Source organism: Pseudomonas sp. 478 (assembly GCF_003254125.1).
Lineage (GTDB): Bacteria > Pseudomonadota > Gammaproteobacteria > Pseudomonadales > Pseudomonadaceae > Aquipseudomonas.
The window spans coordinates 180735-201794 of the sequence record NZ_QKZG01000005.1; the positions used below are offsets into that span (position 1 = coordinate 180735).

A 21060-nucleotide genomic window follows, 5' to 3' on the forward strand; every position below is an offset into this window, starting at 1 on the left:
CACAGGGTTTTGCATGAGTTATCGAGGGAGGATGTAGCGCTCGATTGCCTGGGCCGCACCGTCCTCGGTGTTGGCGCCCGTCACCACGTCCGCCTGGCGCTTCACCGCCTCTTCCGACTGCCCCATCGCGATCGACAAGCCTGCGCGGTGAAACATCGCCGGGTCGTTGCCGCCATCGCCCAGCGCCGCGGTCTGCTCCAGCGGTACACCGAGAAATTCAGCCAGTGTCGCCAGCGCCGCCCCCTTGTTGGCTTGCATCGCGGTCACGTCCAGATAAATCGGCTGTGAACGGGAGACCTGTGCCTGGCCTTCCACTTTAGGCAGCAGGAGCGCTTCCAGCTCAATCAACAATTGCGTGTTGTTGCTGGTGGCGACGATCTTGTCGATGCGCTCCAGGTACGGCTCAAAACTCTCGACCACCACTGGCGGATAACCCAGACCGTGCTGTTCACGAGGCACCATTGGGCCGTTCGGATCTTTCAGCAACCAGTCGCCACCACTGAACACCCAGATTTCTATGTCCGGCCGGTCGGCAAACAGCGCCAATGCCGTCAGCGCAGCCGTGGCCGGCAGGTAATGTGCGACCAGCAAACTGCCGTCCGGATTGACGATGGTGCCGCCATTGAAGGCTGCCGTTGGCAAGTCGACGCCCAGGGCTTCAATTTGCTGCAACATGGCTTTGGGTGGACGGCCGGTGGCCAGGCTGAACAACACGCCCGCCTCGCGCAAGGAACGGACCGCTTCGATAGTGCGTTGGCTGAGACTGTGATCAGGCAGCAACAAGGTGCCGTCCATGTCACTGAGCAGAAAACGGATGGGTTGCGACGTTGTATCACTCATCCGAGGCCGTGCCAGACGCGACCATCGCGAGTCAGCAGATCTTCTGCAGCCTGTGGGCCGTCTTCGCCAGCGGCATAGCTCTGCACGCTCGTGTCCTGCTGCCAGGCGTCGAGGAATGGCTGTACGGCGCGCCAGCCATTCTCGATGTTGTCGGCGCGCTGGAACAGCGTCTGATCGCCGGTCAGGCAATCGTAGATCAGGGTTTCATAGCCGGTGGACGGCTGCATTTCAAAGAAATCCTTGTAGGCAAAGCCCAGTTCGATATTGGCCATTTTCAAGGCCGGGCCGGGCCGTTTGGCCAGCAGGTCGAACCACATGCCTTCGTTGGGTTGAATCTGGATTCGCAGATAGGTCGGTTGCAGTTCATCGACCTCGGTATCGCGGAACTGTGCATACGGCGCCGGTTTGAAGCAGATGACAATCTCGGTATCGCGCACGCTCATGCGCTTGCCGGTGCGCAGGTAAAACGGCACGCCGACCCAGCGCCAGTTGTCGATCATGACTTTCAGCGCGACGTAGGTTTCGGTATTGCTGTCGGGCGCCACGTTGTTTTCCTGGCGATAACCCTGCATTGGCTTGCCGTCGATTTCGCCGGGCGCGTATTGGCCGCGTACCGAATTGACCAGCGCTTCCTCCACCGACCAGGGGCGAATCGCGCCGACCACCTTGGCTTTCTCGCCGCGCACCGCATCGGCGCCAAAGGCGGCCGGCGGCTCCATTGCCACCATCGCCAGCAACTGGAACAGGTGATTGGGCACCATGTCCCGCAAGGCGCCGGTGTGTTCATAAAAACTGCCACGGGTTTCCACGCCTACGGTTTCGGCGGCGGTGATTTGTACGTGGTCGATGTAGTGGTTGTTCCAGAACGCTTCGAACAGGCTGTTTGAAAACCGGCTGATCAAAATGTTCTGCACGGTTTCCTTGCCCAGATAGTGATCGATCCGGTAGATCTGGTTTTCCGTCATCACCTTGAGTAAACAAGCGTTCAAGGCTTCGGCCGTTGGCAGATCGGAACCGAAGGGTTTTTCGATCACTACCCTTCTGAACGCTTCCGGCGCCTCTTGCAGCAAGCCGGCGGCGCCGAGACGACGCACCACTTCGCTGAAGAAACGTGGCGCGGTGGCCAGGTAGAAGACGGCGTTGCCAGTACCGCTGGCGGCGATTTTCGCCGCCAGCGCTTGATAGGTGCTGTCGTCCAGGAAGTCGCCCTGGACGTAGCTGATGCCTTTGGCCAACTTGGCCCACAAGGCCGGGTCAAGGTCATGATCGACCTTGCCGACCTTGGCGGCCACTTCGGCCCGAATGAAGTCTTCGAGTTTTTTCGCAAAGGCTTCATCGGTGATGGCGTTGTGGTCGACGCCGATGATCCGCAGTCCATCCCCAAGCAGACCGTCACGACTCAGGTTGTACAGCGCCGGCATCAGCAGACGCTTGACCAGGTCACCATGGGCACCGAACAGAAACAGCGTGGTCGGTGGTGCGGGTTCTGCCTTGGATTTATTGCGGATCAAACGGGTCATTTTTTCGAAGTCTCCACGTGGCCGCCGAAGCCGAAGCGCTGGGCCGAGAGAATCTTGTCGCCAAAGGTGCCTTGCCCGCGCGAACGGTAGCGGGAGAACAGCGAGTTCGACAGCACCGGCACAGGCACCGATTGCTCCATGGCGGCTTCGATGGTCCAGCGACCTTCACCACTGTCAGCGACCGACCCGGAGTAACCGTCGAGTTTCGGATCGCTGGCCAGCGCGTCGGCGGTCAGGTCGAGCAACCAGGACGACACGACGCTGCCACGACGCCAGACTTCGGCGATGTCGCCTACGTTCAGGTCGAAACGCTGATCTTCCGGCAGGTTGGTGCTGGCCTTGGTCTTGAGGATGTCGAAGCCTTCGGCGAAGGCCTGCATCATTCCGTATTCGATGCCGTTGTGGATCATTTTCACGAAATGGCCCGAACCGGCCGGGCCTGCGTGGATGTAACCGCGCTCGGCGCGATCATCTTCGGACTTGCGGTCCTTGGTGCGAGGGATGTCGCCCAGCCCTGGTGCAAGGCTGTCGAACAGCGGATCAAGGCGTTTAACCACCTCGGCTTCGCCACCGATCATCATGCAGTAACCACGCTCCAGGCCCCAGACGCCGCCGGAGGTGCCGACGTCGACGTAGTGCAGGCCTTTCTCCGAGAGGGTTTTCGCCCGGCGGATGTCGTCTTTATAGAAGGTGTTGCCGCCGTCGATGATGGTATCGCCCGCTTCGAGCAAGGCGCTCAGGGTGTCGATGGTGTCTTCGGTCGGTGCGCCGGCTGGCAGCATGACCCACACCGCACGTGGCTTGGCCAGGCCAGCGACCAGCGCCGGCAGGTCGATGACGCCGGAGGCGCCTTCTGCGGCCAGGGTGTCGACAAAGGCGGTATTGCGGTCGTAAACAACGGTGGTATGCCCGTTGAGCATCAGGCGCCGCGCAATATTTCCGCCCATGCGGCCCAGTCCAATAATCCCGAGTTGCATGTTCTGATGCTCCCTACTACAAATAATGTGTGTCAAAGGTTATAGCCCAACGCGACTAATGAGGGTTAGTCCAGAGCGCTGGCACATAGTTTCCGGGCATTGTGCCCGATCCAGATTGATAACGTCGGTAATCGCGCCGAAGACACAACGACCATTAAAAATAAAAAAGTTCCCTTCTGGGGCAAAAGAAATCAAAATCGCAGCCGATAGTAAGTCAGCACCCGATGGCGGGGGCAGGTTTACAGTTGAGGCAGCCATTTGCGAGGTGAGCAATGGGCACAGTACAAGCAGCACGGCCAGCACAAACCCTTTACGTCACGATTCGTCGTGATGAATTGCGCCAGTTGAAAGACGAGCGTGACCAGTTGAAGCAGGAGCTCGCGCAATTGCGCTTGTTGACACAAAGCAATCAGGCCCAGCCTTTGCCCGTCACCCACCGTGTGCCTCACGCCTGATCCCCTCGCTTGATTCGGAAGCAGCCCACTGCTGTTTCCGACCTGCCATCCCCCCTTTTTGACAAACCCTGCACTCACGAATTTTTCACATTTCTTTCCTGATACTCCGCCGCCCTCGTTTGTCGGTGATATTGGTGTCCCGACGGGGAAGTGATTTTTGGCTGGAGCGCTGAATGGCTTTGTTTAAACGCAGCAATACGTCTGCGAATGGTTTCGACTGGACAGGATTTCTCTGGCTGTTCCTGTTCTTCTGGTATTTTTCCGGCATTACCCAACTGCTGATCCAACTGACAGGCACCTCCGGCTTCACCGGGTTCCGCCAGGCCTTTGTGATGAGCGCCATCTGGCTTGCGCCGATGCTGTTGTTCCCCAAACAAACACGCGTCATGGCTGCAATGATCGGTGTGTTGCTGTGGGCCTGCTCAATGGCCAGCCTGGGTTACTTCTTCATCTATCAGCAGGAGTTTTCCCAAAGCGTCATCTTCATTATGTTCGAGTCGAACGTCTCTGAAGCGGGCGAGTACATGACTCAGTACTTTGCCTGGTGGATGGTGGCGGCGTTCCTCGCTCACACCGCTTTCGCGTACTTCCTCTGGACTCGCTTGCGCCCGGTGTACATGCCTCGCGGTCGGGCTCTGATGGCCGCAACAGCCATTCTGGTCGCTGTCGTCGGTTACCCGCTGATCAAGCAAACCGCGCGTATCGGCAACCTTGCCGGCGGTTTCGATAAATTCGAATCCCGCATCGAGCCCGCAGTGCCTTGGCAGATGGCCGTGGCCTATCACCGCTACCTCGAAACCCTGGCCGGCATGCAAGACATGCTCAATAGCGCCAGCAAGATTCCACCGCTACACAATCTCAAAGATTCGACGACCAATCAGCCGGCGACCCTGGTGCTGGTGATCGGCGAGTCCACCAACCGTCAGCGCATGAGCCTCTACGGCTACCCTCGGGAAACCACCCCGGAGCTGGACAAGCTCAAGGATCAACTGGCGGTCTTCGATAACGTCATCACCCCGCGCCCTTACACCATCGAGGCGTTGCAGCAGGTCCTGACCTTCGCCGACGAAGAAAACCCGGACCTGTATCTGTCGACGCCGTCGCTGGTCAGCATGATGAAACAGGCAGGCTACAAGACCTTCTGGATCACCAACCAGCAGACCATGACCAAGCGCAACACCATGCTGACGACCTTCTCCGAGCAGGCCGACGAGCAGGTGTATCTGAACAACAACCGCAACCAGAATGCCGCCCAGTACGATGGCGACGTGATCGAGCCGTTCAACAAGGCCTTGGCCGACGCTGCACCGCGCAAGCTGATCGTCGTGCATTTGCTTGGCACGCACATGAGCTATCAATACCGTTATCCGTCGTCTTTCGATAAGTTCAAGGACCGCAAAGGCGTTCCGGAGGGTGTGCGCGATGAACAGGTGCCGACGTACAACAGCTATGACAACGCGGTGCTGTACAACGACTTCGTGGTCTCGAGCCTGATCAAGGACTACGCCAAGTCAGATCCGAACGGCTTCCTGCTGTACCTCTCCGACCACGGTGAAGACGTTTTCGACTCGCCTGGCCACAGCACCCTTGGGCGCAACGAAAGCAAACCGACGGCGCCGATGTACACCATTCCGTTCATGGCCTGGGCCTCGCCGAAATGGCGCGAACACCATGACTGGAGCTTTACCGGTGATCTGGCGCGTCCGTACAGCAGCTCGCACCTGATCCACACCTGGGCTGATCTGGCGGGTCTGAGCTTCGATGAACTGGATCGCAGCAAGAGCGTGGTCAGCGACAGTTTCAAGCCACGGCCATTGATGATCGGCAATCCTTACGAGCGCGAACAAAAGGCATTGATCGACTTCAGCTTGATGAAACCCAAAGCGGCGCCAGGCGCCCCGGCGGTCGTTCAGAAGTAATCCTTTCAGGGGCCGGTTCCGGCCCCTTTTTCACTGCGCCAATGGCGCGATTGCGTTCTCCGGAATATTTACAAATAACAATAATTCTCGTTAATTGCTAAATCCCTCCTCCCCTCTTCGTCTTTGAACAAACGGAAGTTTTCACCGTGTTGGCCGTGGGTTACCTGCACGCCGTACTCGGCAGTCGTTATGGCAGCTGGAAGGTGTCGAGCAAGACCAACAAATACGACAACAACCTGCAACTGAGCAGCGTCGATGCCAGCAGGGGACGCCCTAGCCGAACTTGATGATTCGGTGCCACCGGACCCGGTCACCGGTGAGGAGTTCTTCAAGTCAGGCGGTAAAGGCAACAAGGTTCAGGGCTTCGAAGCCGAGGTCTCGGGCGAGGTCATGACCGGCTGGAACATGACGGCCGGTGTTTTGGGGTGACCCGCGCACGATGACCCTGAGCCTGGACTGGAAGCGCTAGGCGCAGGTCATTCCCATTTGACGGAATCGGCGGATAATGTCTTTTCGACATTGCTTCATGGACGAAAGGACCCGACAACTCGTAGTGGGGCACACCATGAAACGTACAACCATGATCCTCGCCGGCCTGATGCTGATCAGTTCAACCGCTGCATTCGCCGAAGGTGGCGCTGAACGCATGCGGTACTACTTTGAGAGCCTGCGGCTCAGCCAAGCGGCGAATCAAAGTCACGCCAGCACCGCTGAACTCAGGGTTCCGAGTGATCAAACCGCGCAAGTGACAGAACACTACAAACCGTAACGACAAAGGGCGTCCTGATGGACGCCCTTTTTCATTGCTCGTATGACCTTAAAGCGCCTTGGTCCAGAACAGCATCCGACCGTGCGCCGGGTCGAACATGCCGGCAGCAAAACCGAACTTGCCATAGGAAGCCTGGGCGATTGCATTACCTTCCAGTACCTCTAGCGTGATTTTGCAGCAGCCGCGCTGGCGAGCGATGTCCTCGACCTTTTGCAGCATCTTCTGGCTCAACCCCAAGCCGCGAAACTTCTTCACCACCGCCACATCGTGCACATTGACCAACGGCCGACAGGCGAAAGTCGAGAAACCTTCAAAGCAATTGACCAACCCGGCCGGCTCGCCACCGACAAACGCCAGAACGCTGAACGCGTGGGGACGCTTGGCCAGTTCCGCCGGCAGTTGCTTCAATAAGTCGGCGGGCAACGAGTGGCCGCCACCCATCGGGTCTTCGGCGTAAGCATTCAACACCAGCCCAATAGCCTCGGCATGCACCGGATTGGTGTAACTGGCCTGAAGCACAAGAATTTCTGCGGATTCCATTTCCACCCTCGTTCACACATTAAGTTGCCCCAGTGCATCTCGCACTGAAAGGCCGCCCGACAATATCGCGAGCACAGTCATGTCGACAACCGGGTCCTGATGTAATTTTTTGCTCAAGCGCCCCAGATCAGCGCCTCGGTCCACCCCAGCTCGGCAAAATCCTCGGCCCTCAGGCCTGACTCGCCAGCACAGAAAAACTCGTCCAGTTGCGGTGGTTTGACCGAGGTGCCGCTGAGCATGGCGTGAACCTGCCCGCGATGATGAATCTGGTGCTCGAACAAATGAGACAGCAGGCGCAAGCGGCTGTCATGTTGCGGCGTGTCCCGGGCGATGGTCACGATCTTCCCCAGGTCTGCATCGCGCATTTGCTCGCAGTAGGCGATCAGTCGACGGTCCACCAGCGCTTGTTCGCGCTTGAGGTCTACCGCTTGTGTAAACGGTTCATCCAGGTTGAAAAACACGTAGCACTCGGGATGCGGGTCATCGCCGCGCAAGTCCCGCTCCAGCGCATCCACGTAAAACCAGTCGCAGGTCAGGATGTGATTGAGGGTCGCGCGCAGACTGGGAAAGAAGCTGACCCGCGGTGCCGCCAGATCGGTCGGGCTCAACTGGCTCCAGGCCTTGGCGAGGCGATGATTGGCCCAGGCGTTTTGATAGGCCATGGTCAGCAAATGGTGCGACAGAGGCTGATTCATGTTCGCGGCTCCTTCAAGCTTCGGCGAAACGTTGCAGCTGCATTTCCTGTAAACGGCTGAGGGTGCGGCGGAACGGAAACTCCAGATAACCCTCGGTGTACAACGATTCCATGGGCACCTGCGCTTCGAGGCACAGCGGCACTTTGCGGTCGTAGCACTCGTCCACCAGGGCGATGAAACGCCGTACACCGTCGTCATGCACCGACAATTGCGGCAGCTCACGATCGCCCGCCACCACCCGCTCGACGCCATCTTCAGTGCCTCGGGCGATGCGCCCTTCGCGCTTTTGCGCGCTGAGGTTGGGCACGTCACTCAACAGAATAGCGCTGAAGGTGTCGCACAGGGCGATGAAATCCATGGCGGCAAACGGCTGTTCACAGAGATCGGCGTAACGAGTCCAGAGTACGGTTGGACTGGCCTGCACGACATTGAGTGAGCGGTAGCCCACCTTGATCGGGGCACTCGACACCGATTGGCCGACGGTCAGCGCCTTGAACACTTCACCCAGAGCGCTGGGTTGCCCCGGTGCCACCACCCAGTAACGTTGCAAACCTTTGCCCGGGTGCAGGCGATGATCTTCGCCGCCATCCACCGCAATCACCTGCATATGTTTCTTGATGGCCTCGATGGCGGGCACGAACCGGTCGCGGTTGAAACCATCGGCGTACAGCTGGTCCGGTGGCTGATTGGAGGTGCAGACCACCACCACGCCCTGCTCGAACATCACCTGAAACAAACGCCCGAGAATGATCGCGTCGCCAATGTCGTTGACGAACAATTCGTCAAAGCACAGGACCCGCACTTCCTCGCTCAGTTCGCGAGCCAGCGCCTTCAACGGGTCGGCGGTGCCGGTCAGTTGAAACGAACGCTGATGCACCCAGCCCATAAAGTGGTGGAAATGTTGGCGACGGGCCGGGACCTTCAGGCTTTGGTAAAACTGGTCCATCAACCAGGTCTTGCCGCGCCCGACCGGACCCCAGAGGTACACACCAGTGATCGGCGTGTGCCCTTCATGCAGCGCCTCATAGCATTTCTGCAGCGCCCACACGGCATGTTCCTGGGCTTCGTCCTGGACGAAGCCCTTCTGTTCGATGGCCTGTTGCCAGGCGCTTAAGGGGGAGTCGACATTCATGCGCGGCAGTATGCCATGCGCCCTGGCTAGAGAGAGATGTCTAGCCGGGCGATCTTGCCCTGTTCATTGAGGCGAAACATGTAGCGCAATTCCAGAGGGCTGCCGGGAAACGTTCCGGAGATCAGGTTATGCACCAGCACCTTGCCGGTGCGCAGTTGCACGTCGAGCACTTCAACCCGTGGCTGGTAACGCTGGGCGGTGTCTTGCATCCATTGCGCGATGGCCTGGGTGCCGACCTGGTGCTGGCCTTCATCGAACACGTTGGCATCCTCAGCGAAAAAACTGGCCACCCGTGAGGTGTCGCGGGCATTGGCGGCTGCAATGTAGGCGGCGATGGCGGGTGCCAGTGAAGAGGCGATATTGGACATGGTTACGGCTCCTTGTTTGTTGATTCTGGAGCCATGCTAAAACAAGCCTGTGTCAGTTCTTGTCAGGAGTGAAGCGCCCTGCTTCGTCCAGTTGCATCTGTGTGCGCCAGGTGCGCAACAGGTCGCTGCGCCGCCCCGGATAACGCTCGCCCTGCTCGTTCGCTGCCGAGATCCGGTCGGTGCGAAAGGTGCGATAGGCGCTGCGTAATTCACACCAGGCGACGATGATCCGCACCTCGTTCAGAAACCCCAGGGCCAGCGGCCAGATCAGCCGCTGACTCGGCACCTGGTTGGCGTCCGCGTAATCAATGTGCAGCTTGGCCTGATCGCGGATGGCCTGGCGAAAAACATTCAGTGGCACGGTGTTGGGCGCAAAGCCATAGCCGGGCGGTCCCGGCAACACCGTCGGGTTGTGTAACGCGTCCAGCGCTTCAGGCGCCAATACCGCCGCAATCTTGGCCAGCGCATCCGCCGCAGCCTTGCTCAAGACCTCATCCCCACGCTGATCCACATAACGCAACCCCAGCACGATGGCTTCGGTTTCATCGGCGTTGAGCATCAACGGCGGCAGAAACAAACCGCTGCGCAGCACGTAACCGATCCCCGCTTCGCCATAGATTGGCGCGCCAAGGGCGGTGAGTTCGGCGATGTCGCGGTACAGCGTGCGTTCGGAAATCTCCAATTCGCCGGCAAGTGTCGCCGCAGTCACCGGACGACTTTTGCCACGCAGCACTTGCAACAGGGTCAGTAAACGAGTGGTACGCGACACGATCGGCAGGCTCTGTCCGTAAAAGTTGTCGGAGCTTAGCAGAGGACCCTGTCAGAAAGTGGCAGTAGCAATGAGGCCGGTGGTCGGCCTTTCTCTTGTGAATGGAAAAGCGCCTTGACGGTAAATATTACTCGCATCATATTAAATACATGTCGACAGACATTTATATTCGACCCCACGTCTTTTCCTTCAGGAGTCATCCCATGCATTACAAAGTCTTCGGCCGTAAAACCGGATTGCGGGTCTCGGAACTGGCGCTGGGCGCCGGCAATTTCGGCACCGGTTGGGGTCACGGCGCCGAGCGCGACGAAGCCAAACGCATCTTTGATGGCTACCTGGAGGCCGGCGGCAATTTCATCGACACCGCCAACGGCTATCAGGCGGGCCAGTCGGAAGCCATGCTCGGCGAGTTCATCGCAACGGAACGGGATCGCCTGGTCATCGCCACCAAATACACCCTGGGGACCACGCCGGCCGCGGGCATTTCCCACACTGGCAACAACCGCAAGAACATGATTCGCGCCGTGGAAGAAAGCCTGAAACGACTCAACACCGACCACATCGACCTGTTCTGGGCCCACATGAGCGATGGCGTGACGCCCATGGAAGAAATCCTGCGCGGTTTCGACGACCTGGTGCGCGCCGGCAAGATTCATTACGCCGGGCTGTCGAACTTCCCGGCGTGGCGTATCGCCCGGGCCGATTTGCTGGCCGAGGTTCGCGGGTTCTCACCGATTGCGGCGATTCAGGTGGAATACAGCCTCGCCGAACGCACCGCCGAACGTGAACAACTGCCGATGGCCGAAGCCTTGGGCCTGGCCGCTACATTATGGTCGCCATTGGGTGGCGGGTTCCTCACCGGCAAGTACCGCACCAACGATGGCGACAACCGCGCCGCCAAACTCGGCGTGCTGATTCATGCCGAGAAAAGCGCCCGTGAAACCGCCCTGCTCGACACTTTGCTGGCCGTCGCCGCAGAACTGGGTGCCAGCCCGACGCACGTGGCCATTGCCTGGCTGCGGGAAAAAGCCAAGCGTTCGACTACGGCGCTGATTCCGATTCTCGGCTCGCGCACCCGTGAACAATTGGATGCGACGCTGGGGGCGTTGAATGTGCAATTGAGTGCTGAACAGTTGTCGCGGCTTGATGGGGTCAGTGGTGTGGCGATGGGCGTGCCCCATGAATCCATTGCCGGGTCGATGGCGCGATTTACCGGGACGGAAACACTGGACCTGCCGAACATTCCAGTGGCCTGACACAGTTCAAAATGTGGGAGCGGGCTTGCTCGCGAAAGCGGTGTGTCAGTTGATATAAATATTGGCTGACACGGCCCCTTCGCGAGCAAGCCCGCTCCCACATTTTGACCGTGTGTTACCTGTCGACTTTGTGTTTAGCCGCATACAAACACAGCATTTCCATCGCCAACGTCGCCGCCGCCAGTGAGGTAATGTCCGCACTGTCGTAGGCCGGCGCCACTTCCACGACGTCCATTCCCACCAGATTGATCCCGCGCAAGCCACCCAGGATCTCCAGCGCCTGCACCGTGCTCAGGCCTCCGCACACCGGCGTTCCGGTGCCTGGAGCGAAGGCCGGATCGAGGCAATCAATGTCGAACGTCAGGTACACCGGGTGATCACCAACCCGCGCCTGAATGGCCTCGACAATCGCATCAACACCCCGTCGATGCACTTGCCGCGCATCCAGCACTTGAAAGCCCTGGTGATCGTCATTGGTGGTGCGCAAACCGATCTGCACCGAACGCGACGGATCCACCAACCCTTCCTTGGCCGCGTGCCAGAACATCGTGCCGTGATCGACGCGTTTGCCGTCTTCGTCCGGCCAGGTGTCGCTGTGGGCGTCGAAGTGGATCAACGACAGCGGACCATGTTTACGCGCATGAGCCTTGAGCAGCGGATACGTGATGAAGTGATCCCCGCCAAACGTCAGCATCGCGCTACCGGCGTTGAGAATGTGTTCGGCATGAGCTTCGATGCTTTCCGGCACCGACTGCGGTGTGCCGTAATCGAAGTCGCAATCGCCGTAGTCGATGACCGCCAGATGGTCGAACGGGTCGAAGGCCCACGGCCAATGGCGTTCCCAGGCAATCCCGGTGGACGCGGCACGAATGCCCCGTGGTCCGAAACGCGCACCGGGGCGGTTGCTGGTGGCGGTGTCGAACGGGACCCCGCTGACCGCTACGTCGACGCTGCGCAAGTCGCGACTGTAGCGACGACGCATGAAACTGGTGATACCGGCGTAGGTACTTTCGGCGGCAGTGCCGTAGAGGCTGTCGCGGGTCATGGCCTGATCGTTTTGCATCGGGACGTCCATCTAAGGTTCCTTATTATTGGCGGCTACGGAAAGTGGTCCACAAGCGAGTGCGTTGGCGCAGGTCCTTGAGGCTCATGCTGCGGTCGGCGTACAGCAGACCGCGAACGTCGGCGGGTGGGTAAATGTCCGGGTCGGTGCGCACCGACTCATCCACCAGCGGCGTTGCAGCCTGGTTGGCCGTGGCAAAGAACAGTGTGTTGGTCAGCGCCGCGACGGAGTCCGGGCGCAACATGAACTCGATAAAGGCGCGGGCCGCTTCGGGGTGAGGCGCATCCTTGGGGATCGCCAGGTTGTCCTGCCAGACTAGCGTGCCCTCTTTCGGAATCCGGTACGCCACTTCGAACGGCTTGTTGGCCTTGCGTGCCTGATCGGCGGCCATGCTGGCGTCACCGTTGTAGGTCAACGCCAGGCATACACTGCCGTTGGCCAGATCGCTGATCTGCCGACCGGTCGCGACGTACAGCACATTGGGTTGCAGCTGATGCAACAACGCATCGGCAGCTGACAGATCAGCCTTGTCGGTGCTGTAGGGATTTTTACCCAGGTAATGCAGCGCCAGTCCGACTACTTCCTGGGGCGAATCGAGAATGGCAATGCCGCAGTCCTTCAGTTTGCTGGCGTACTCAGGCTTGAACAGCAAATCGAGGCTATTGAGCGGCACATTCGGCAAGCGCTGTTTCACCGCTTCGACATTCATCCCCAGGCCCAGGGTGCCCCAGGTGTAGGGCACGCCATAGCGGTTGCCGGGGTCGACGGCGGCGAGTTTTTCCAGCAAATCCGGATCGAGGTTGGCGTAACCCTTGAGGCCTTCGTGGGGAATCTCTTTCAACGCACCGGCGGCCAGTCCACGGGCCAGCACACTGGACGACGGCACGACCACGTCATAACCGCTGCCCCCGGTGAGCAACTTGGTTTCGAGCACCTCCGAGGAATCGAAGGTGTCATAACGCACGTGGATGCCGGTTTCCTGCTCGAACCGCTGCAAGGTTTCAGGCGCTACGTAATCGGACCAACTGTAGAGGTTCAGGACTTTTTCCTCGGCCTGGGCCGATACAGCCATGGCGAGGAACAGCGCGGGTAAACACAGCTTGAACGTGGGAACCATGACGGAACACCTGACCAGATGAAGTGGATGCAGAATGCGTCGTCGGATACATTGGAAAAATACCAAGTTAGTTATCCTGACTTTATCCAAGAGTAATGTTTGATGCTCAGCCAACTCCACGATCTCGATCTGCAACTGCTGCGCCTGTTCGTCAACGTGGTGGAGTGCGGAGGTTTCAGCGCGGCTCAGGGGGAGTTGGGCTTGAGCCAGTCGAGCATCAGCCAGCAAATGGCCAAACTGGAAACCCGACTCGGCTATCGTCTGTGCAGTCGCGGCAAGGGGGGGTTCAAGATCACGCCCAAGGGCGAACAACTGCTGAGTGCGACTCGCAGCCTGTTCGAGTCCATCGAAGCCTTCCGTCATCAATCCAATGGTGTGGCCGGGCGCTTGATTGGCGAGGTTCGTTTGGGGCTCTCCGAAGCGCTCGATCAATCCGTGTTGCAACGGGTGGCCGATGCGATTCGGCGCTTTCGTGAACGGGACGAATCGGTCCGCATCGAATTGATCAGCGCCATGCCCGGCGAAATGGAACGGTTGCTGCTGCAACAACGACTGGACCTGGCGATCGGCTATTTCTCACAAGTGCAAAGCGCTTTTGACTACCGCGAACTGTTTACCGAAACCCAGCACCTGTATTGCGCCTCCGGCCATCCGTTGTTCACCCATGATGCGCCTGACGATCAAGCGCTACAGGCTTGCGATCGGGTCGACCACCCTTACCGCTTCCTGCGCAGCGACGAGCCCTTCCAGGGGAAGAGATGTTCGGCGCGCTCGGAGCAAGTCGAAGGCACCCTCGCCTTCATTCTTTCCGGCAAGCATGTCGGTTATTTACCCGAACACTTTGCCCGCAGCTGGGAAGACAAAGGATTGCTGCGGGCCGTGCGCCATGGCGATATGAGTTTCGACGTGGCATTCCATCTGGCCCGACATCGCGCCCAGGTGCCGGGGGATGCACAGAAAGCTTTTGAAGAGGATTTGTTGGCGGCGTTCACTTGAATCCTGCGAGGATCCTGTGGGAGCGGGCTTGCTCGCGAAGGGGCCGGCATATCCAACATTGATATCGACTGATACGCCGCCTTCGCGAGCAAGCCCGCTCCCACAGAATCGTGCTGGGTATGTAGCTCATCGCTCGCCACAAAATAGTCTTTCTGGCATCCTGCGCCTCCATTTTTGACCCGGCCCGCCTTCTGGCATGCACACCACCATGACCGCCTCTGAAAAAGCCCCTGCCCCGCGCAATAACGACCTGATCTACGGCCTCGACGATCGCCCGCACCTGACCGCCACCGTCTTCGCCGCCCTGCAACACGTGCTCGCCAGTTTCGTCGGCATCATCACCCCGACCCTGATCATGGGTGGCGCTCTCGGCCTGCAAAGCGAAGTGCCGTACCTGATCAGCATGGCGCTGTTCGTCTCAGGGCTGGGCACGTTTGTTCAGGCACGACGTTTCGGCCCGATCGGCTCCGGCCTGCTGTGTCTGCAAGGCACCAGCTTCTCATTCATCAGCGTGATTCTCAGTGCCGGTTTCATGGTCAAGGCCCGGGGTGGCGGCACCGATGAGATCCTGTCGACCATCTTCGGTGTGTGCTTTTTCGCTGCCTTCATCGAAGTGGTGTTGAGCCAGTTCATCGGCAAATTACGGATGCTGATCACCCCGGTGGTGACTGGCACGATCATCACGCTGATGGGCCTGTCGTTGATCAAAGTCGCCATGACCGACATCGCCGGCGGCTTCAGTGCGGCGGACCTCGGCGCGGCCAGTCACCTGGCCCTGGCGGCCTTGGTGCTCGGAACGATTGTGGTGTTGAACCGGGTCGATGTGCCGTTCCTGCGCCTCGGTGCGATTGTCATCGGTCTGACCCTCGGCTATCTCGTGGCCTGGCTGATGGGTGACGTCAATTTCGCCAGCCTGCCCGAAGTCCCCCTGATGAGCGTGCCGGTGCCGTTCAAGTACGGCTTTAACTTCGATTGGGTGGCGTTTGTGCCAGTGGCGGTGATTTTCCTGGTGTCACCGCTGGAAGCCGCCGGTGACTTGACCGCCAACTCGATGATTTCCCGGCAGCCCGTCAAAGGCCCGATCTACATCCGCCGGATCAAGTCCGGCCTGCTCGCCGACGGCCTCAACTCGGCCATGGCCGCCGTGTTCAACAGCATGCCGATGGTGACCTTCGCCCAGAACAACGGCGTGATTCAGCTCACCGGCGTGGCCAGCCGCTACGTGGCGTTCTTCATTGCCGGTTTGTTGGTGGTGCTGGGGTTGTTCCCGATGATCGGCGCGGTGCTGCAACTGATGCCCAAACCGGTACTCGGTGGCGCTGAACTGGTGATGTTCGGCACCGTCGCCGTCGCCGGGATCAAGATCCTCGCCGAAGCCGGCCTGCATCGACGCAACATGCTGATCGTGTCGATTTCCCTCGGCATGGGCCTGGGTGTCGCGGCGGTGCCGGAAGTGCTGCGCGAGTTGCCGAAGGCGCTGCACAACATCTTCGAATCGCCGATCACCGTCGGCGCGTTGTGCGCAATCGTGCTGAATATCTTCCTGCCCGAAGAGTTCATTGAGCTGGAAGAAGACGATTTCGATCCGGAGGCCTCAATCCTGCGGGTCATGGAAAACCCGGATGTCCCGGCCAAGGGTGAACCCGTCTCGCCTGCCGCTGTCGCACCCTTGAACCGCTAGAAAATGCTCGAGGCCGAGCCACTGGTGGTTTGGCCTTTTCTTTAAGAGAGCACGTTCATGCGCAGTGTCCACGCCGTTGTCCTTTTCCTGTTTTTGCTCTCCCTGAGCGCCTGCGCCCTGCTGCCCAATCGCGACCCACTGAACATCAATGTCGTCGGCATCGAGCCGTTGCAAAGCCAGGACATGGAAGTACGCTTTGCCGTGAAAATACGCGTGCAAAACCCCAACGAAACCGCCATCAATTACAACGGCGTGGCCCTGGACCTGGAAGTCAACGGCCAGCCACTTGCCTCCGGTGTCAGCGATCAATCGGGCTCGATTGCACGTTTTTCCGAAACCGTACTGACTGTTCCGGTGAGTGTTTCGGCGTTCTCGGTGCTGCGCCAAACCCTGGGTCTGAGTAAAACCCAAACCCTCGACAACCTGCCCTACGTCCTGCGCGGCAAACTCGCGGGCGGCGTGTTCGGCACCCTGCGTTTCGTGGACACTGGAAAACTCAGCCTGCCAACGTCGACGACCGGCACCTGGTAAGTCACGACTCAAGGAGCGACAAAGAACATGGAAGCCACACCCACGCTCTACACCGAACGTTTAATCCTGCGTCCGCTGGAGTTGGCCGATGCCGAAGCCATCCAGCAACAGTTTCCACACTGGGAAGTGGTGCGTTATCTCAACGCCTTGGTACCTTGGCCGTACCCTGCCGACGGCGCACTGACCTATCTGCGTGACATCGCGTTGCCGGCGATTGCCGCCGGCAAAGAGTGGCACTGGTCGATTCGCTTGAAGTCGGCGCCGGAGCAACTGATTGGCAATATCAGCCTGATGGATGAGCAGGACAACAACCGCGGCTTCTGGCTTGGGCCAAAATGGCAAGGTCAGGGCTTGATGACCGAAGCCAGTGCGGCGGTCACCGAGTACTGGTTCGAAACCCTCGGCCGATCCGTGATGCGGGTACCGAAAGCAGCGCCCAACCTCGGCTCGCGCAAACTCTCGGAACGCACCGGCATGCGCTTGATCCACAGTGATGAGGGCGACTTTGTCAGCGGGCGATTCCCCAGAGACCTCTGGGAAATCACCCGTGAAGAGTGGCTACAGCAGCACTGAAGATCCAATGTGGGAGCGGCGGTGCGGCGATCCCACAGGAGGTTATGCGGTGAAACGCACGCCCGGCTTGGCGCGCTCATCTACGGTTAACTCAAACACGTCCGGGCGCGCGTAGTGCCCGACCACGTCGTAGTCGTAACGGGCGCGGATCAGGTCATCGGTGTCGATTTCTGCGGTGAGCAAACCGGTGCTGTCACGCAGCGGCCCCGCCAGAATGTCGCCCATCGGCCCGACGATCACACTGCCACCGGCAATCAATGGGCGGTCCGCCGGCCAGTTGGCGATATCCACGCCCAAGGCGTGCGGTGAATCCTGAACCTGACAGGCGCTGACCACAAAGCAGCGTCCTTCATGGGCGATATGGCGCATGCTGACCTGCCACATTTCCCGCTCATCCACGGTTGGCGCGCACCAGACCTCCACGCCTTTGGCGTACATCGCGGTGCGCAGCAGCGGCATCATGTTTTCCCAGCAAATCACCGCACCGATCCGCCCGACCTGACTGTCGATCACCGGTAACGTCGAGCCATCGCCTTTGCCCCAGATCAACCGTTCGGTGCCGGTGGGCATCAGTTTGCGGTGCTTGGCGACCAGCCCGGCCTGCGGATCGAAATACAACGCAGTGCAGAACAAGGTGCTGCCGGCGCGTTCGATGACACCGATCACCAGATTGGCGCCGGTGCGCACCGATAACCCGGCCAACGCTTCGGTTTCCGCGCCGGGCACGTCGATCGCATTGGCAAAGTACCGGGCAAAGGCTTCACGCCCTTCCGGCAGGCGATAACCCAGCTGAGTGCCAAAGCCCTCGCCTTTGGGGTAACCGCCGAGCAACGCTTCGGGCATGACCACCAGCGCCGCGCCGGATTCGATAATCGCGTTTTCCCAAGAAAGGATCTGTTCCAGGGTCTCGGCCTTGCCACCGGGCAAGGCGCCGATTTGCAGCGCAGCAACGATTGACTTGGGCATCGCAGTAACTCCGAAAGCAATGAGGTGTTGCTCATTCTCCGGCGCCACAGGATCATGAATAAAGCCCCGCTCGCTGCTGAATGATATGAACCAAATGAATATCGCTACCGTCGATCTCAACCTGCTGAAAGTCTTCGAAGCGCTCCACGAGGAGTCCAGCGCCAGCCGGGCCGCGTTGCGTCTGGGCGTGACGCAATCGGCGGTCAGCGCGGCACTGCGAAGGCTGCGCGAGGTGTATGGCGATCAGTTGTTCGTGCGCACCGGCCGCGGACTCGCGCCCACGCTCAAGGCCAACCAGTTGAAATCGGTGGTCAGCGATGCCCTCAACAAATGCCGGCAGAGCCTGGCGATGGTCGATCCGGCCGCCCACCATTACGACGGGCGCTCGGTGACCGTGGGTATGTCCGATGATTTCGAAATCGCTTATGGCCGCCGGCTGATCGAAGAGATCGCCCGCGTCGCGCCGAAGCTACGGCTAATCTTTCGTCAGACCCACAGTCAGATCGTCGCGCAAGCGTTGATGGAACGCAGCATTGATCTGGCGATCACCGCCGGTGGGTTTGCCGAGCGCTTGCTCAGCCGTCAGGTGTTGGGAGAAGGCGGCTATCTGTGCCTGGCGGACCCGCTCAGCCTGGCCGTGGGGCAGCAGACCCTCAGCCTTGATGAGTTCGTCGCCCGCGAGCACATTCTGGTGTCGTCGGGCGGCTTTATCGGGATCACCGATGAAGGGCTGGCGGCGCTGGGGTTGACTCGGCGGGTATGTGCTTCGACCACACATTTTGCCGCGTTGCCGCACTTGCTCAAGGGCAGTCAGGCCGTGGCGACCATTCCGGCCCATGCGGCCCAAAGCATTGCAGCGCTCAGCGGGCTGGCACTGCTGCCCTGCCCTCTGGCGTTGCCGCGATACCCGATCGAACTGGGCTGGCGCACCAGTACGCAGCTCGATCCGGTGGTATTGAAAGTACGGGAAGCGATTGTCGCGAGTTTTGCGAACGCTACTTGGCAGCCATCAGGCGATTGACTTCGCTGCGCACCATGTTCGCAAATTCCGGGGGCGACATGCCGTCAAGTTCGGCACGGACCCACTCGGCCCATTTGCCTTTGCGCTTGGCGCGTTCACCGAACAACCGCGCGGCTTCGCCCTTGGACTTGCCCAGGTTGCTTTGCCATAGATCGAACAGACGGGATTTCTCATCTTCCAGCGCAGCGCGCTCGGCAAGGGGTTTGTCGGCCAGATTGAAGCTCATGGGAGTTACCTGCTGCGTAAAATAGGCGACATCTTACACTGTAGGAGGAAATCTCCGACTCAGGATTTTTCGTCAAGGTGGGGGCAGTGCGAAAATCCACTGCAACTTTTTCGCTGACGACAGACTCCACTGTTCACTGTCCATTTATCTGCAAGGAGTACCTCAATGGCCCGCAAAACCCGCGCACAAATCGCCGAAGATCAAATCAAGGATCAGGCCTTCAGCGAACTTCAGTCTCTGATCGAAGAATCGGAAAAACTGCTCAAAAACAGTGCCTCGCTCGTGGGTGAGGAAGCGGACACGCTTCGTGGGCAGATCGCCCAGAAACTTCAACAGGCTCGGGACTCCGTCACCCGCGTTCGTGACCGGACCAAACCGGCGGTCGAAGCCACTGAAACCTATATCGGTGGTCACCCGTGGCAAACCGTAGCGATCTCTGCCGGTTTCGGCCTGGTGGTCGGGTTGTTGTTGGGTCGGCGTTAAGCGACCCCGTTTTAATCAGTACCCAGCAAAAAGGCGAGCACGCAGCTCGCCTTTTTCATGCCCGGCTTTTATGCAGACTGAGAGTATGCAGGACTCAGAGCCCGGCCAGTTCCCGCAGATCCGCCAACGTCTGAGCATCGAGCTTAATGCCTTCAGTGCTGGACTTGGCCCGTTGTTGATGACGTCGATCCCCCGGCAAACGCTTGAGCCCCACACCGTGCATCTGCCGGACCAGCTCCTGACTGCGCTCGGCAAAATTCTGCCCGGCCGCCTTGCTCGGGTCGATCACGATCAGCAGTTGGCCCGTCCATGGCGTCTTGGCCCCCGGATGGTTCGACCAATCGAACTCGAAGGAAAAATTGCCGCCGGTCAACGCCGCTGCCAACAGCTCGACCATCATCGACAGTGCCGAACCTTTATGGCCGCCAAACGGCAGCAACGCGCCGCCCTCAAGAATCGCTTTCGGGTCCTGGGTCGGCTGGCCGAGACCGTCCACCCCCATGCCTGGCGGCAAACGCTCGCCCTTGCGCGCGGCGATCTGCACATCGCCATGGGCAATGGCGCTGGTCGCCAGGTCGAAGACAATCGGATCGCCGTCAGCCCGAGGAGCGGCGAAAGCAATCGGGTTGGTCCCGAACAGCGGACGATCGGCACCGTGCGGCACCACGCAGGTCATGCTGTTGACCACGCTCAGCGCCACCAGGCCTTCATAGGCGAAGGGCTCGACATCCGGCCACAAGGCGGCGAAATGGTGGGAGTTACGAATCGCCAGCACCGCAATGCCGGCACTGCGGGCTTTTTCCACCAACAAACCGCGGGCTGCAGCGAGGGCCGGTTGGGCGAAACCATTGCCGGCGTCGACCCGGACAAAGCCCGAGGCCACGTCCTCGACCACCGGCACAGCCTGGCCATTGACCCAGCCGCTCTGGAGCGTCGACACGTAACCGGGAATGCGGAACACGCCATGGCTATGGGCGCCATCGCGTTCGGCGCCGGCGCAGTTGAGGGCCAGTGTCCTGGCGACATCGGCGGAGGTGCCGTGGCGCTGAAAAATCTGCTCAAGCAAAAGAACGAGCGCGTCGAAATCGAGCGTTTGAGTGTTCGAACTGACGGCCACTTCGGGCGTTGCGGTCATCTGAAGCTCCAGTTTTATTATTGAGTAC

Annotated in this window: 23 protein-coding genes and 1 pseudogene; 11 read left to right on the top strand and 13 right to left on the bottom strand. The window is 59.7% G+C overall.

Features of this window, described 5'->3' with window-relative positions:
* Positions 1–18: 18 nt before the first annotated feature.
* The 3 genes from DFS28_RS12610 to gnd are packed head-to-tail and all read right to left on the bottom strand — an operon-like array spanning position 19 to position 3337.
* Positions 19–840: an HAD family hydrolase gene (locus DFS28_RS12610; RefSeq protein WP_111450047.1), complete on the bottom strand. Its 822-nt coding sequence runs from the start codon at positions 838–840 to the stop codon at positions 19–21.
* Positions 837–2360 (bottom strand): glucose-6-phosphate dehydrogenase, encoded by a 1524-nt coding sequence (zwf, locus tag DFS28_RS12615; protein WP_111450048.1) that lies wholly within the window; start codon positions 2358–2360, stop codon positions 837–839. Before zwf ends, DFS28_RS12610 begins: the two co-directional genes overlap by 4 nt.
* Positions 2357–3337, bottom strand: coding sequence for a phosphogluconate dehydrogenase (NAD(+)-dependent, decarboxylating) (gnd, locus tag DFS28_RS12620; RefSeq protein WP_111450049.1), 981 nt, complete (start codon positions 3335–3337; stop codon positions 2357–2359). Before gnd ends, zwf begins: the two co-directional genes overlap by 4 nt.
* 272 nt (positions 3338–3609) lie before the next feature.
* Between gnd and DFS28_RS12625 the strand changes: the two genes are divergently transcribed.
* The 4 genes and pseudogenes from DFS28_RS12625 (at position 3610) to DFS28_RS12640 (ending at position 6480) form a co-directional block, all read left to right on the top strand.
* Positions 3610–3792, top strand: coding sequence for a DUF6026 family protein (locus DFS28_RS12625; protein ID WP_008149922.1), 183 nt, complete (start codon positions 3610–3612; stop codon positions 3790–3792).
* A 173-nt stretch (positions 3793–3965) separates the two neighbouring features.
* On the top strand, positions 3966–5711 hold the full coding sequence (locus DFS28_RS12630; protein ID WP_111450050.1) for a phosphoethanolamine transferase CptA: 1746 nt from the start codon (positions 3966–3968) through the stop codon (positions 5709–5711).
* A gap of 164 nt (positions 5712–5875) precedes the next feature.
* Positions 5876–6128: pseudogene (locus tag DFS28_RS12635) on the top strand (TonB-dependent siderophore receptor); the annotation flags it as partial.
* Between the two features lie 148 nt (positions 6129–6276).
* Entirely contained in the window at positions 6277–6480 is a 204-nt protein-coding gene (locus tag DFS28_RS12640) for a hypothetical protein (RefSeq protein ID WP_111450051.1), read from the top strand.
* Between the two features lie 48 nt (positions 6481–6528).
* On the opposite strand, the gene DFS28_RS12645 is transcribed toward DFS28_RS12640, so the two are convergent.
* The 5 genes from DFS28_RS12645 to DFS28_RS12665 all read right to left on the bottom strand — a co-directional run bounded on the left by DFS28_RS12645 (position 6529) and on the right by DFS28_RS12665 (position 9984).
* Positions 6529–7020, bottom strand: coding sequence for a GNAT family N-acetyltransferase (locus tag DFS28_RS12645; protein ID WP_111450052.1), 492 nt, complete (start codon positions 7018–7020; stop codon positions 6529–6531).
* A 113-nt stretch (positions 7021–7133) separates the two neighbouring features.
* Positions 7134–7715 carry a DinB family protein gene (locus DFS28_RS12650; protein ID WP_111450053.1) on the bottom strand — a complete coding sequence of 194 codons (582 nt, stop codon included), beginning with the start codon at positions 7713–7715 and terminating at the stop codon, positions 7134–7136.
* A 13-nt stretch (positions 7716–7728) separates the two neighbouring features.
* A complete protein-coding gene (zapE, locus tag DFS28_RS12655; protein WP_111450054.1) occupies positions 7729–8847 on the bottom strand; it encodes a cell division protein ZapE in 1119 nt (372 codons plus the stop codon).
* A gap of 26 nt (positions 8848–8873) precedes the next feature.
* Complete coding sequence (locus tag DFS28_RS12660) at positions 8874–9215, bottom strand: nuclear transport factor 2 family protein (RefSeq protein ID WP_111450055.1); 342 nt, start codon at positions 9213–9215, stop codon at positions 8874–8876.
* A gap of 52 nt (positions 9216–9267) precedes the next feature.
* Positions 9268–9984 (bottom strand): YafY family protein, encoded by a 717-nt coding sequence (locus DFS28_RS12665; RefSeq protein ID WP_111450056.1) that lies wholly within the window; start codon positions 9982–9984, stop codon positions 9268–9270.
* Positions 9985–10187: 203 nt separating this feature from the next.
* On the opposite strand from DFS28_RS12665, the gene DFS28_RS12670 reads away from it, so the two are divergent.
* Positions 10188–11240, top strand: coding sequence for an aldo/keto reductase (locus tag DFS28_RS12670; RefSeq protein ID WP_111450057.1), 1053 nt, complete (start codon positions 10188–10190; stop codon positions 11238–11240).
* Between the two features lie 115 nt (positions 11241–11355).
* On the opposite strand, the gene speB is transcribed toward DFS28_RS12670, so the two are convergent.
* The gene (speB, locus tag DFS28_RS12675) at positions 11356–12315 is read right to left on the bottom strand and encodes an agmatinase (protein WP_111450058.1); all 960 of its coding nucleotides are present in this window, start codon (positions 12313–12315) and stop codon (positions 11356–11358) included.
* Positions 12316–12328: 13 nt separating this feature from the next.
* Positions 12329–13420 (bottom strand): polyamine ABC transporter substrate-binding protein, encoded by a 1092-nt coding sequence (locus DFS28_RS12680; protein WP_111450059.1) that lies wholly within the window; start codon positions 13418–13420, stop codon positions 12329–12331.
* Between the two features lie 102 nt (positions 13421–13522).
* Between DFS28_RS12680 and DFS28_RS12685 the strand changes: the two genes are divergently transcribed.
* The 4 genes from DFS28_RS12685 to DFS28_RS12700 all read left to right on the top strand — a co-directional run bounded on the left by DFS28_RS12685 (position 13523) and on the right by DFS28_RS12700 (position 17201).
* Entirely contained in the window at positions 13523–14416 is an 894-nt protein-coding gene (locus DFS28_RS12685) for a LysR family transcriptional regulator (protein ID WP_111450060.1), read from the top strand.
* A gap of 208 nt (positions 14417–14624) precedes the next feature.
* Positions 14625–16097, top strand: a complete 1473-nt coding sequence (locus DFS28_RS12690; RefSeq protein ID WP_111450061.1) for a nucleobase:cation symporter-2 family protein — start codon at positions 14625–14627, stop codon at positions 16095–16097.
* 57 nt (positions 16098–16154) lie between these two features.
* Positions 16155–16628 carry an LEA type 2 family protein gene (locus DFS28_RS12695; RefSeq protein ID WP_111450062.1) on the top strand — a complete coding sequence of 158 codons (474 nt, stop codon included), beginning with the start codon at positions 16155–16157 and terminating at the stop codon, positions 16626–16628.
* Between the two features lie 27 nt (positions 16629–16655).
* Positions 16656–17201 carry a GNAT family N-acetyltransferase gene (locus DFS28_RS12700; RefSeq protein ID WP_111450063.1) on the top strand — a complete coding sequence of 182 codons (546 nt, stop codon included), beginning with the start codon at positions 16656–16658 and terminating at the stop codon, positions 17199–17201.
* A 42-nt stretch (positions 17202–17243) separates the two neighbouring features.
* Here DFS28_RS12700 and DFS28_RS12705 read toward each other — a convergent pair whose 3' ends face one another.
* Entirely contained in the window at positions 17244–18167 is a 924-nt protein-coding gene (locus DFS28_RS12705; RefSeq protein WP_111450064.1) for a carbon-nitrogen hydrolase family protein, read from the bottom strand.
* Positions 18168–18252: 85 nt separating this feature from the next.
* Here DFS28_RS12705 and DFS28_RS12710 point away from each other — a divergent pair, with 85 nt between their 5' ends.
* Positions 18253–19188, top strand: a complete 936-nt coding sequence (locus DFS28_RS12710; RefSeq protein WP_111450065.1) for a LysR family transcriptional regulator — start codon at positions 18253–18255, stop codon at positions 19186–19188.
* Here the strand turns inward: DFS28_RS12710 and DFS28_RS12715 are convergent.
* Positions 19163–19414: a hypothetical protein gene (locus DFS28_RS12715; protein WP_008155229.1), complete on the bottom strand. Its 252-nt coding sequence runs from the start codon at positions 19412–19414 to the stop codon at positions 19163–19165. The two genes, DFS28_RS12710 and DFS28_RS12715, sit on opposite strands and share 26 nt — an antisense overlap.
* A gap of 165 nt (positions 19415–19579) precedes the next feature.
* Between DFS28_RS12715 and DFS28_RS12720 the strand changes: the two genes are divergently transcribed.
* Positions 19580–19897 carry a YqjD family protein gene (locus DFS28_RS12720; RefSeq protein WP_111450066.1) on the top strand — a complete coding sequence of 106 codons (318 nt, stop codon included), beginning with the start codon at positions 19580–19582 and terminating at the stop codon, positions 19895–19897.
* 94 nt (positions 19898–19991) lie between these two features.
* On the opposite strand, the gene DFS28_RS12725 is transcribed toward DFS28_RS12720, so the two are convergent.
* The gene (locus DFS28_RS12725) at positions 19992–21032 is read right to left on the bottom strand and encodes an Ldh family oxidoreductase (RefSeq protein ID WP_111450067.1); all 1041 of its coding nucleotides are present in this window, start codon (positions 21030–21032) and stop codon (positions 19992–19994) included.
* Positions 21033–21060 lie beyond the last annotated feature (28 nt).

What these genes read in the sequence shown, in the direction of transcription:
- DFS28_RS12610 (WP_111450047.1), bottom strand. Translation starts at nt 840, where the DNA reads ATGAGTGATACAACGTCGCAACCCATCCGTTTTCTGCTCAGTGACATG.
- zwf (WP_111450048.1), bottom strand. Translation starts at nt 2,360, where the DNA reads ATGACCCGTTTGATCCGCAATAAATCCAAGGCAGAACCCGCACCACCG.
- gnd (WP_111450049.1), bottom strand. Translation starts at nt 3,337, where the DNA reads ATGCAACTCGGGATTATTGGACTGGGCCGCATGGGCGGAAATATTGCG.
- DFS28_RS12625 (WP_008149922.1), top strand. Translation starts at nt 3,610, where the DNA reads ATGGGCACAGTACAAGCAGCACGGCCAGCACAAACCCTTTACGTCACG.
- DFS28_RS12630 (WP_111450050.1), top strand. Translation starts at nt 3,966, where the DNA reads ATGGCTTTGTTTAAACGCAGCAATACGTCTGCGAATGGTTTCGACTGG.
- DFS28_RS12640 (WP_111450051.1), top strand. Translation starts at nt 6,277, where the DNA reads ATGAAACGTACAACCATGATCCTCGCCGGCCTGATGCTGATCAGTTCA.
- DFS28_RS12645 (WP_111450052.1), bottom strand. Translation starts at nt 7,020, where the DNA reads ATGGAATCCGCAGAAATTCTTGTGCTTCAGGCCAGTTACACCAATCCG.
- DFS28_RS12650 (WP_111450053.1), bottom strand. Translation starts at nt 7,715, where the DNA reads ATGAATCAGCCTCTGTCGCACCATTTGCTGACCATGGCCTATCAAAAC.
- zapE (WP_111450054.1), bottom strand. Translation starts at nt 8,847, where the DNA reads ATGAATGTCGACTCCCCCTTAAGCGCCTGGCAACAGGCCATCGAACAG.
- DFS28_RS12660 (WP_111450055.1), bottom strand. Translation starts at nt 9,215, where the DNA reads ATGTCCAATATCGCCTCTTCACTGGCACCCGCCATCGCCGCCTACATT.
- DFS28_RS12670 (WP_111450057.1), top strand. Translation starts at nt 10,188, where the DNA reads ATGCATTACAAAGTCTTCGGCCGTAAAACCGGATTGCGGGTCTCGGAA.
- speB (WP_111450058.1), bottom strand. Translation starts at nt 12,315, where the DNA reads ATGGACGTCCCGATGCAAAACGATCAGGCCATGACCCGCGACAGCCTC.
- DFS28_RS12680 (WP_111450059.1), bottom strand. Translation starts at nt 13,420, where the DNA reads ATGGTTCCCACGTTCAAGCTGTGTTTACCCGCGCTGTTCCTCGCCATG.
- DFS28_RS12685 (WP_111450060.1), top strand. Translation starts at nt 13,523, where the DNA reads ATGCTCAGCCAACTCCACGATCTCGATCTGCAACTGCTGCGCCTGTTC.
- DFS28_RS12690 (WP_111450061.1), top strand. Translation starts at nt 14,625, where the DNA reads ATGACCGCCTCTGAAAAAGCCCCTGCCCCGCGCAATAACGACCTGATC.
- DFS28_RS12695 (WP_111450062.1), top strand. Translation starts at nt 16,155, where the DNA reads ATGCGCAGTGTCCACGCCGTTGTCCTTTTCCTGTTTTTGCTCTCCCTG.
- DFS28_RS12700 (WP_111450063.1), top strand. Translation starts at nt 16,656, where the DNA reads ATGGAAGCCACACCCACGCTCTACACCGAACGTTTAATCCTGCGTCCG.
- DFS28_RS12705 (WP_111450064.1), bottom strand. Translation starts at nt 18,167, where the DNA reads ATGCCCAAGTCAATCGTTGCTGCGCTGCAAATCGGCGCCTTGCCCGGT.
- DFS28_RS12710 (WP_111450065.1), top strand. Translation starts at nt 18,253, where the DNA reads ATGAACCAAATGAATATCGCTACCGTCGATCTCAACCTGCTGAAAGTC.
- DFS28_RS12715 (WP_008155229.1), bottom strand. Translation starts at nt 19,414, where the DNA reads ATGAGCTTCAATCTGGCCGACAAACCCCTTGCCGAGCGCGCTGCGCTG.
- DFS28_RS12720 (WP_111450066.1), top strand. Translation starts at nt 19,580, where the DNA reads ATGGCCCGCAAAACCCGCGCACAAATCGCCGAAGATCAAATCAAGGAT.
- DFS28_RS12725 (WP_111450067.1), bottom strand. Translation starts at nt 21,032, where the DNA reads ATGACCGCAACGCCCGAAGTGGCCGTCAGTTCGAACACTCAAACGCTC.